The organism is Nonomuraea sp. NPDC005501 (assembly GCF_040605905.1).
Lineage (GTDB): Bacteria > Actinomycetota > Actinomycetes > Streptosporangiales > Streptosporangiaceae > Nonomuraea.
Genome location: NZ_JBEXDT010000096.1, coordinates 20,494 through 31,209 on the forward strand (window position 1 = coordinate 20,494; position 10,716 = coordinate 31,209).

The window sequence follows — 10,716 nt, forward strand, 5'->3', positions numbered from 1 at the left end:
GAGACGAACACGCTGTGGGCACCACACGCGGCGCGCCGCCCGGCTGAGCTACCGACGTAGTTGTACCACCACGGCCGTCGGCTCGCGGGCCAGGTCAACAGCCCTTCAAGAGGCTCGGGAGAGCCCCGGCAAGGCCGTCGAGCGGCAGGGAGAACGGGCGACATCTCGGGATATGGGGAGGGCGGATTCCCGGGCATAGGCCGCCCGCTCCCCGAGCACGCCGACGGCCCGCGAACGACCGCCGGTAAGGACGAAAGCCGCGGGCCGGGCGCACAGATTTTCCGCTAGCCGGATGCTCGCTTGACCGCTCGGGCCGGGCGGGGCTCACCCGGCGGCCGCAACGCCCCCGGAGTCACCCCGGGGCCGGCTCAGACGGCCAGCAGAGCCTCCTCCACAGCGGGCTCGAACGGGAACCGGTCGGCGAAGGCCGGGCGCAGATCGGTCAGCCACACCGCCGTCGGGTCGTACCGGGCGAAGAACGGCCGCCCGACCAGCGACGGGTCGCGGGCCTGGATGAAGTGCAGCACGAAGACCCGCTCGCCGGCGATCTCCGTGACCCCGTCGACGCACACCTTGCCCGGCGTGGCCGACATGGAGGGCCCCCGCACCGTACGGCAGAGCCCGGAGACCGACGCGTACGCGTCCCTGAAGATCTCGTGGGCCCGGGCCAGCGGCACCGCGAAGTAGTCCTGCGGCCCCGTGTCGCGCTCGACGAACATGTAGTACGGGATCATGCCCATGCGCAGCTGCCTGCGCCACATGCCCGACCAGAGCGCGGGGTCGTCGTTGATGGAGCGGATCAGCGGCGCCTGCGTCCGGATGGTCGCGCCGGTACCGAGGATGTTCCGGACCGCCGCCTCGACGAGTGGTGGCTCCAGCTCGCGGGGGTGGGTGAAGTGGGCCATGAAGGCGAGGTTCTTGCCGGCGGCGACCACCTTCTCGAACAGCTCCAGCGTGGAGCCGGCGTCCGGGTCCGTGGTGAAGCGCTGCGGCCAGTACGCGAGCGACTTCGTGCCGATCCGTACTGATTCGAGCTGCTCCAGATCGAGGAGCGGCTCCAGGTAGCGCTTGAGCACCGGCTCGCCCATGATCATGGCGTCGCCGCCGGTGATCAGCACGCTGGTGACCTCGGGGTGCCGGCGGATGTAACGGACCATCTGCTCGATGTCGTCGGAGGCGAACTTGAGGTCGGCGTCGCCGACGAACTGCGCCCACCGGAAGCAGTAGGTGCAGTAGGCGTGGCAGGTCTGTCCCTGCTTGGGGAAGATCAGGACGGTCTCGGGGTACTTGTGCTGGAGTCCCGGGACCGGCTCGTTCTCCAGCCGGGGCACGTTGAGCTCCATCTGCCCGGCCGGGTGCGGGTTGAGCCGGGCGCGGATCCGGTTGGCCTCCGCGTTGATCTCGGCGGCGGGCGCCTCCGCCTTCAGCAGGTCGGCCAGCCGGGCGACGTCCGGGGCGGGCAGCATGTCCGCCTGCGGGAAGACCAGCTTGTACATGGGGTCGTCGGGCGCGGCCGACCAGTCGATGAGCTCGTCGACGACGTACGCGTTGGTGCGGAACGGGAGCACCGTGGCGACGGCCCGCACCCTCAGCCGTTCCTCGTCGTCGAGCCCTGCCCGGAGCAGGAGGTCGTTCAGATGCTTGGACGTGTAAGCCCGGAAGCGTCGTGTGCCTGCCTGGTTCAAGATCACTAAGCGTTTCCCCTCTTTTTTGTTCGATCGCCGGTAAACCTCAAGCCCCTGTCGCGCGTCTGTGGCCTTTATATCCGGACGTTGCAAACCCGGGATTCGGTTCCGCCGAGTCGCTGGGAGATTTCAAAAGAGCATCTCGCGACATATCGCGTTTATGGCTACACTGACGACGTGACCCACGATCCCGCGCTGCGCGCCTCCGACACCGACCGCGACCGCGTGGCCGCCGTGCTGGGCGAGGCGCTCGCCACCGGCCGGCTCACCAGCGTCGAGCACGCGGACCGACTCGAAGCCGCCTACACGGCCAAGACCGTCGGTGAGCTCGTCCCTCTCACCGGGGACCTGCCGGACGTGACCGCCTCCCGCCCGCCGGAGGCCGTGGAGCAGCAGACGATCCGCTCCACGTTCAGCAAGATCATCAGGAAGGGTCGCTGGATCGCCTCGCGGCACACCAGACTGGTGGCGAACTTCGGCGCGATGATCATCGACCTGTCCGACGCCGTGCTCCCCGGCCGCGAGGTCACACTCGAGTGCGACGCCCGTTTCTCCAAGCTCATCGTGCGCGTCCCCGACAACGCCCACGTCATCGACGAGGGCAGCTCCACGTTCGGCAAGCGCAACGTGTCGGGCGGCTCGGACGGCGACGGCCCGCTCATCCGGATCACCGGCGCGTCGATGTTCTCGAAGGTGATCGTGTCCCGCGGCGTCGCCGACTGGAACCTGCGCTGACCCCGTCCTCTCCCGGCGGATCGGCCACCGGGACCACCGGCTAGCCTGGCAAGCGTCCCGCCTGCGACCGCGGGTTCGCCGAGCCCGCCTTCGGCGAGCCTCACGGCGGGCACGCACGCCGTACGAGGTGACCCAGTGTCCGACAGCAAGCCGATCGCGCTCGACGCCATGGGCGGCGACCACGCCCCCCACGAGATCGTCGCGGGAGCGGTGCACGCCGTGCGCGAGCGCGGGCTGGAGGTCGTGCTGGTCGGACCGCCGCGCATCCTGTACGAGGCCCTCGCCGACCACGACGCCACCAAGGAGATCCCCATCGTGCGGGCCGAGGAGGTCCTCGCGATGGACGAGGGCGCGCTGGCCAGCCTGCGCCGCCCCCGTTCGAGCATCGCGATCGCCTGCCACCTCGTACGGCGGGGCGACGCGTCCGCCGTGGTGTCCGCGGGCTCGACCGGCGGCATCGTGGCCACCGGCCGGCTGCGCCTCAAGCCCCAGCAGGGCGTCCTGCGGCCCGCCATCGCCGTCGCCCTGCCCACCCGGCCGCACCCCACGCTGCTCGTCGACGCCGGGGCCAACTCCGACGCCAAGCCGGAGATGCTGGTGCAGTTCGCCCACCTCGGCACGGCCTACGCGGAGCTGGCCCACGGCATCGCCCAGCCGAAGGTCGGCCTGCTGACCATCGGCGCCGAGGCCGAGAAGGGCAACAAGCTCGTCAAGCGCGCCCACGAGCTGCTCCAGAGCGCCCCCGGCCTGCACTTCACCGGCAACATCGAGGGCCACGACCTGCTCACGGGCGCCGTCGACGTGATCACCGCCGACGGCTTCACCGGCAACGTCGCGCTCAAGACCATGGAGGGCACCGTCCGCTACGCCTTCCACCAGCTCGGCGAGGCCATCGGCGAGAGCCCGGCGGCCCGGCTGGGCGCGTTCCTGCAGCGCTCCCGCATCCGCGACCTGCGGCAGCGCCTCGACGCCGAGGCCCACGGCGGCGCCGTCCTGCTCGGCCTCAACGGCACCGTGGTCATCGCGCACGGCTCGTCCAGGTCACAGGGCATCAGCGCGGCCTGCGAGCTCGCAGCGGAGCTGTCGGCCGGTGGCATCGTGCACCGTGTGGGCGAGCGGATCGCCATCGCTCCGCGATCACACCGGCTCTGGTGAACCCGTAGTCTTTGGCGCGTCCGCACGATCGGCGGACACGAACGGGGGAACGCGTGCGAGGGCTCACCGCGGCACAGGCCGCCCAGGCGAAGCGGAACATCGTCCCGCGCCGGTCGAGCCGGTCCTTCGGCGCCATCATCAGGGCCAACGTCCTCACGCTGTTCAACTTCGTCATCGGCGTCCTGTGGGCGCTCATCCTGATCTTCGGGCAATGGCAGGACGGCCTGTTCGGCCTGGTCATCGTGGCCAACGCGCTGATCGGCATCGTCCAGGAGGTACGCGCCAAGCGCACGCTCGACCGCCTGGCCGTCATCAACGAGGAGCCCGTCAGGGTCCGCCGCGACGGCCGCGACCAGGAGGTCCCCCCACAGGACGTGGTGCTCGGCGACCTCATCCTGCTCGGGTCCGGCGACCGGCTGCTCGTCGACGGCGAGGTCGTCGAGTCCGACGGGCTGGAGATCGACGAGTCCCTGCTGACCGGCGAGGCCGACCCGGTGCACAAGCGGCCCGGCGACCGGGTCCTGTCGGGCAGCTTCGCCGTCGCCGGCTCCGGCGCGTTCGTCGCCACCCACGTCGGCACCGACGCCTACGCGGTACAGCTCGCCGAGGAGGCCAGCAAGTTCCACCTCGCCCACTCCGAACTGCGCCAGGGCGTCGCCAACTTCATCAAGTACATCACCTGGCTGGTCATCCCGATCGGCGCGCTGCTGATCTACAGCCAGCTCCGCAACACCGGCGACTTCGGCACCGCCATCACCGGAGCGGTCGCCGGCATCGTCACCATGATCCCCGAGGGGCTGGTGCTGATGACGTCGATCGCCTTCGCCGTCGGCGTCGTCCGGCTGGGCCGCCGCAGGTGCCTGGTCCAGGAGTTGCCCGCGATCGAGGGCCTGGCCAGGGTCGACGTGCTGTGCCTGGACAAGACCGGCACCCTCACCGCGGGCGGCATGGACCTCGGCGAGGTCCTCCCGATCGGCGACGGGCATCCCGTGGAGGAGGCGCTCGCCGCCCTGGCCAACCTCGACCAGCGGCCCAACGCCACCGCCCAGGCCGTACAGGTGCGCTACCCCGCGACGCCCGGCGGCTGGACGGCCACGGGTTCCGTGCCGTTCTCCTCGGCGCGCAAGTGGAGCGGCGCCGACTTCGGCGAGCGCGGCGCGTGGCTGCTCGGCGCTCCGGACGTGCTGCTCGACGGCGGCGAAGGCTACGAGCGGGCCGCCGCGCTGGCCTCCACCGGCGCCCGGGTCCTCGCCCTCTGCCGCACCCGCGACCTGGCCGCCGCCGAGCGGGGCGACCCGGACGCGGCGGTCGAGTGCGTCGCGCTCGTCACGCTCCAGCAGCGCATCCGCCCCGACGCCCACGAGACCCTGAGCTACTTCGCCCGCCAGGGAGTCACCGTCAAGGTCATCTCGGGCGACAACCCCGAGGCGGTCTCCGCCATCGCCACCGGCCTCGGCATCCCCGACGGCGACCGCGCCGTCGACGCCCGCACCCTGCCGGAGGACGACCCGGACAAGCTCGCCGACATACTCGCGGCCAACGCCGTCTTCGGCCGGGTCACCCCGCGGCAGAAGCGGCTGTTCGTCGGCGCGCTCCAGGCGCGCGGCCACACTGTCGCGATGACCGGCGACGGCGTCAACGACGTGCTCGCGCTCAAGGACGCCGACCTCGGCATCGCGATGGGCGCGGGCAGCCCAGCCACCAAGGCCGTCGCCCAGGTGGTGCTGCTCGACAACGCCTTCGCCACGCTGCCGCACGTCGTCGGCGAGGGCCGCCGGGTGCTGGCCAACATCGAGCGGGTCTCCAACCTCTTCCTCACCAAGACCTTCTACGCGATCGCGCTGTCGCTGGCGACCGGCGTCCTGGGGCTCATGTTCCCGTTCGCCCCCCGGCACTCCACGCTGGTCAACGCGCTGACCATCGGCATCCCGGCGTTCTTCCTGGCCCTGGCGCCCACGCTGGAGCGCTCCCGGCCCGGGTTCGTGCCCCGCGTGCTGCGCTTCGCCGTACCGGCCGGGGTGCTGTGCGCGGCGGCGATGCTGCTGGCGTTCTGGGCCGCGCACAGCGGGACCTCCACCCTGAACGAGGACCGCACGTCCGCGGTGATCACCCTGTTCCTGACGACCTGGTGGGTGCTCGTGCTCATCGCCCGGCCCCTCACCTGGCTGCGGGTGGGCCTGGTCGCCGCCATGGCGGTGCTGTTCGCCGGGGCGCTGTCCATCCCCTTCGTCCGCGAGTTCTTCGCCCTGGCGCCGGGCGACCTGAGCAACGGCCTGACCGCCGTCGGCATCGCCGTGGTGGCCTCCGCGCTGATCACTCTCGCGATCGGCGTCACGGTCAGGCTCGCCGGTACCCTTAGACCATGACCGACCCGCAGATGGTGCTCACCGAGCGCGTCCAGCAGGCGCTGGCCGCGGCGTTCGGCGCCGAGCACGCCGACGCAGACCCGCTGATCCGGCCGTCCCAGTTCGCCGACTTCCAGGCGAACGTCGCGATGAGCCTGGCCAAGCGCCTGCGACGGTCCCCGCGGGAGGTCGCCGAGGCCCTTGCCGCCGAGCTGGCCGACTTCCCCGGCACGGTCGAGGTCAGCGGCCCCGGGTTCCTCAACATCACGCTCGCCGACACGTGGATCGCCGCCGAGGCCGGCCGCATGCTGGAGGACCCGCGCCGCGGCGTCGGCACGGTCACGCCCGCGCAGACCATCGTGATCGACTACTCCGCGCCCAACGCGGCCAAGGAGATGCACGTCGGCCACCTGCGCACCACGATCGTGGGCGACTCGCTGGCCCGCGTCCACGAGCACCTGGGCAACACCGTCATCCGGCAGAACCACCTGGGCGACTGGGGCACGCCGTTCGGCATGCTCATCGAGCACCTGCTCGACATCGGCGAGGAGGCCGCGGTCGCGCAGCTCGAAGCCGGCATGGGCACCGAGTTCTACCAGGCCGCGCGGCAGAAGTTCGACGGCGACGAGTCGTTCAAGACCCGCTCGCGCGCGCGGGTGACCACGCTCCAGTCGGGCGACCCCGACACGCTGCGGCTCTGGCACGTCTTCATGGACGCCACCGTCCGCTACTTCAACAAGGTCTACGGCATGCTCGGCGTCACCCTGACCGACGCCGACATCGCCGGCGAGAGCATGTACAACCCGATGCTCCAGAGGACCTGCGACGACCTGGAGACGGCCGGGGTGGCGGTGCTGAGCGAGGGCGCGCTGTGCCTGTTCCCGCCCGGCTTCACCGGCTCCGACGACAAGCCGCTGCCGCTCATCATCCGCAAGAGCGACGGCGGCTACGGCTACGCCTCCACCGACATGGCGGCCATCCGCTACCGGGTGCACGACCTCAAGGCCGACCGCATCCTCTACGTGGTCGGCGCCGACCAGGCCCTGCACTTCCGCATGGTGTTCGCCGCCGCGCAGCAGGCCGGCTGGCTGCCCGACACCGTCTCGGCCGAGCACGTCCAGATCGGCATGATGCTCGGCAAGGACGGCCGTCGCTTCAAGACCCGCTCCGGCGAGTCGATCAAGCTGATGGACCTGCTCCAGGAGGCCGTGGACCGGGCGTCCGTGGTCATCGCCGACCGCGACTACGACGAGGCGACGCGGGCGGAGATCGCCCGTGCCGTGGGCATGGGCGCGGTCAAGTACGCCGACCTGTCGATCAGCCACGACAGCGAGTACGTCTTCGACTTCGACCGCATGCTCGGCCTCACCGGCAACACGGCGCCCTACCTCCAGTACGCCCAGGCCCGGATCCGGTCGATCTTCCGCAAGGGCGGCGTGGACCCGGCCGACGCCACCGGCCCGATCGTCCTCGGCCACCCGGCCGAGCGGGCGCTGGCGCTCCAGCTCCTCGGGTTCGGGGCGGCCGTGGAGAAGGTGGCCGAGTCGAACGAGCCGCACCGGCTGTGCGCGTTCATCTACGCCACCGCCACCGCCTTCACCACCTTCTTCGAGGAGTGCCCGGTGCTGAAGGAAGGCGTCGACGCCGACACGCGCGCCTCCCGGCTCGCGCTGTGCGCGCTGACCCTGCGCGTTCTGGAGACCGGGCTCGACCTGCTGGGCGTCCCGGTCCCCGAGCGCATGTGACATCCGCCGTGCCGATCGACGTGGGCGCGCCTCCCCAGGGTTGGCGCGCCCCCCGGTTAGGCTTTACGCGGTCATGAACCGAGGCCGAAAATGGGGGAGTTCTCTGCCTTGAGCACGGACCTGACTGCGAGCCCCCAAGCAGCGGAAGAGCTGAGACGTTACGCCGAGGCGCTGCTGGCTCACCTGGCCGCCAACGGCACCGCTCCTCCCACCGCACCCGCCTTCGCCGACATCCCGGGCAACTGGCTGCCACCGGCCGTCCAGGCGCTGGTGGCGATCCTCGCCGGCGAGGACCCGCTGGAGCCGCTGAGCAGGGCCGCCGGCCGCGACCAGCAGCGCACGGCGCTGTTCCTCTGCCTCGCCCTGGCCGTCGCCGGCCACGGCAGCCGCATCCACGCCTCGTGGCTCGGCACCGCCTTCGGCGACCTGTCCATCGAGCAGCCGGTCACCCACGGGCAGCGCTCCCTCTGGCTGGCCGCCGCCCGGGGCGCCTACGGCCCCGCCGGCAAGATCTTCGTGCTACGCAAGCTCGACGCGCTGGCCGTACCCGACCATGCCGACCAACGGCAGTGGGTGCAGGCGCTCGCGCCCGGCGAGCCCGCCGTGGTCGTGCCCGTGTCGCTGGTCGACTTCCCCGAGATGGCGGAGATCCCCGAGCTGGCGCGGCCCGCGCAGGCCGCCGCGCGCCTGGCGCGGCTGCGCGCCCGCTGCACCGAGATCACCTCGGCCCGGCAGGCCGACCACGACGCCGCGACCCCGCTCACCAACAGCGCCGCCAGCCCTGTCACCTCCTGGGCCGAGGACGAGCCGCTGGCCATGCTGCGGTCCCTGATCGGCCTGGGCGGCCCCGCCGGGCCCATGGCGTCGCTGACCACCCACCTGCTCGACGACCTGCGTCCCGGCGCCGACCCGCACCTCACGGCCATCGCGCTGCACGTGGCCGCGCCGGTGCTGCGCGGGGTCGCCGAGGAGCTGGAGGCCGACAGCCGTCTGGAGCCGCCCGACACGGTCACCGTGCCGCTGCTCGGCCACCCCATCGTGCTGCGCCCCGAAGGCGCCGACGCGGCCTCCATGGCCGAGGCGGAGGCCGCCATCGCGGCCGAGGGCACGCTGCCGCGCCGCCGGCCGTGGGAGGTCATCGGTCTGGTGATCGCCGGCGTCGGCTGCGTGCTGGGGGCCCTCGCCATCGGCTGGCCGCTCGTCGTGCTGGGGATGGCCCTGATCGGGCTGGCGGGGTGGCGCCTGTGGCGGCGCCGCGCCGCCATCGCCTCGGACGCCCGATACGTGGCCGCGCGCATCGCCGAGCTCAAGGAGCTCGCCGACGGGGCCGTCTGGGCGTTGCACGCGTACGCCCGCGAGGCGGACGCACGCGCCAAGCAGGCCGCCGACGACTCCGCCGAGCTGACCCGGCTGATCCGTCGCGGCCCGCGCGCTGCCTAGGACGTCTCGATCTCCACGTGCGCCGGCGCGAGCAGGAACACCCGGTCGGCGATGCGCTCGATCCGGCCCTCGCAGCCATAGGCCAGACCGGCCGCGAAGTCGACCATGCGCGTCGCCTCGGGCATCGGCATGCCCGTCACGTCCATGATCACCGTCTGACCGTCACGGAAATGCTGACCGATCATCGGCGCGTCGTTGTACTTGAGCGGCTGGACCATCACGATTCGCGACGGATCGACGGTCGACCGCCACCTTCTGGCCGCCCGCTCCGACGCCGGCATGTACTCCTCTTCGTACTGCTCGTCGTCGTAGTGGTCGTCGTAGTGGTCGACCCCGCCCAGGCCAAGGTAGTTCACCACCTTGCGCACAGCCCCCATCGGCTTGTCCTTTCCTTCAGGAACTCACCGTAATCGGCACGTCCCTACACATTGGACGGTAACCGACGATTCCGCGTTCGCCATGCGACACGCCCACGACCAATTCCATTTTGTACGGCAAGCGGCCAGGTTTCACCCGGATATCTCTCCCCCGTAGGCATCGAGTCATGCGTCCGTTGCCACTGTAGACGCCTTCACCGACACTTCTTTCGTAGGTAATCCTGCCGCAGACCACCGTCCAGAGTCAGCCGCTCCCGGCGCATGGACGCAGGCAGCGGAGCCTCACCTGTCTTAGATGTCCCCGTGTGCCGATTGGTTCAGGTGGTTCTCGACCTCGGTCCAGACGCCCCAACGCTATTCGCACGGCACGGGCCGCAGAGGGGGCGAATTCAGCACGGCAGACGGAACGCCCACCGCGAAACGCACGACCGGTTTCATGATCACAATGGATTTTCCGGACCAGGAAGTGAGAAGGCCCACAGTTCCGTCCGGACGGGAAAAAGCACTCCGCAGCGCCCCTGCCGGGGTGCACGCGAGCAATCCCGACCTCCCCGCCGAACCATCCCCGCACGCCACGATCCAGCCGTTCACCGGCCGAGTGCTCACCCTGGTGAAGGGGGGAAACCACCCCTCGGACCCCCGTACCGCTCCCGCCCTTCGGCTCGGGCCGGGACTCACGGAGCGTCACGTCCCGCAGGAGCCCACACCGCGTGCCGGGACGGCCGTGGACCGAGTCCACCGGGCCGGTCACGCAGTGACGGTCCTGTCGGGGGAGCTCCATATCTAGTACGTCGTTCCCCTGTTTCCTCAGCCGTACACCTGTGAATCTGGACCCCCTCTGTCGCTGTGGGCTCTCGGGCCCTCACTCATCCAGACGAGCCGCCGGCCCACCGAAGTTCCCGCTCGAACTTCACGGCTGCCCCGGACATCTCAGAAGTGTGACGCTCACAGGCGCGCCCAGCCGGCCCACCGTCCGACGTAGCCGCCCGCCGGAACACGGTGACCCCGACGGCGGCAACCCCGACCGCGGCGGCCCCGGCGGCAACGGTCCGAGAGCCGGCGCCCGCCAGGACGGCGGCCCCCAAGACGAATCACCCCGGAACGACGCACCCCGAGACGACACACCCGGAGACCGCAGACCCGGAGACCGCAGACCCGGAGACCGCAGACCCGGAGACCGCAGACCCGGAGACCGCAGACCCGGAGACCGCAGACCCGGAGACCGCAGACCCGG

Annotated in this window: 7 protein-coding genes; 5 read left to right on the top strand and 2 right to left on the bottom strand. The window is 71.2% G+C overall.

Translation table 11 applies throughout. From position 1 onward, the window contains the following. Nucleotides 1–368: 368 nt before the first annotated feature. Entirely contained in the window at nucleotides 369–1,691 is a 1,323-nt protein-coding gene (locus ABZS51_RS34500) for a lysine 2,3-aminomutase (protein WP_355450056.1), read from the bottom strand. A gap of 171 nt (nucleotides 1,692–1,862) precedes the next feature. On the opposite strand from ABZS51_RS34500, the gene ABZS51_RS34505 reads away from it, so the two are divergent. From ABZS51_RS34505 to ABZS51_RS34525, 5 genes are all read left to right on the top strand, one after another. Next, nucleotides 1,863–2,420 carry a DUF1707 domain-containing protein gene (locus ABZS51_RS34505; protein ID WP_355450058.1) on the top strand — a complete coding sequence of 186 codons (558 nt, stop codon included), beginning with the start codon at nucleotides 1,863–1,865 and terminating at the stop codon, nucleotides 2,418–2,420. A 135-nt stretch (nucleotides 2,421–2,555) separates the two neighbouring features. Continuing rightward, nucleotides 2,556–3,575, top strand: a complete 1,020-nt coding sequence (gene plsX, locus ABZS51_RS34510) for a phosphate acyltransferase PlsX (protein WP_355450061.1) — start codon at nucleotides 2,556–2,558, stop codon at nucleotides 3,573–3,575. Between the two features lie 53 nt (nucleotides 3,576–3,628). After that, nucleotides 3,629–5,941, top strand: a complete 2,313-nt coding sequence (locus ABZS51_RS34515) for an HAD-IC family P-type ATPase (RefSeq protein ID WP_355450065.1) — start codon at nucleotides 3,629–3,631, stop codon at nucleotides 5,939–5,941. Then, complete coding sequence (argS, locus tag ABZS51_RS34520; RefSeq protein WP_355450068.1) at nucleotides 5,938–7,665, top strand: arginine--tRNA ligase; 1,728 nt, start codon at nucleotides 5,938–5,940, stop codon at nucleotides 7,663–7,665. The genes ABZS51_RS34515 and argS overlap by 4 nt, the downstream gene beginning before the upstream one ends. A gap of 108 nt (nucleotides 7,666–7,773) precedes the next feature. Beyond that, nucleotides 7,774–9,105 carry a hypothetical protein gene (locus ABZS51_RS34525; RefSeq protein ID WP_355450071.1) on the top strand — a complete coding sequence of 444 codons (1,332 nt, stop codon included), beginning with the start codon at nucleotides 7,774–7,776 and terminating at the stop codon, nucleotides 9,103–9,105. On the opposite strand, the gene ABZS51_RS34530 is transcribed toward ABZS51_RS34525, so the two are convergent. Beyond that, the gene (locus tag ABZS51_RS34530) at nucleotides 9,102–9,482 is read right to left on the bottom strand and encodes a cell division protein SepF (RefSeq protein WP_310716361.1); all 381 of its coding nucleotides are present in this window, start codon (nucleotides 9,480–9,482) and stop codon (nucleotides 9,102–9,104) included. The two genes, ABZS51_RS34525 and ABZS51_RS34530, sit on opposite strands and share 4 nt — an antisense overlap. Between the last annotated feature and the right edge of the window lie 1,234 nt (nucleotides 9,483–10,716).

Excerpts from the sequence above, each read along its gene's own strand:
- argS (WP_355450068.1), top strand. The coding sequence starts at position 5,938 with ATGACCGACCCGCAGATGGTGCTCACCGAGCGCGTCCAGCAGGCGCTG.
- ABZS51_RS34530 (WP_310716361.1), bottom strand. The coding sequence starts at position 9,482 with ATGGGGGCTGTGCGCAAGGTGGTGAACTACCTTGGCCTGGGCGGGGTC.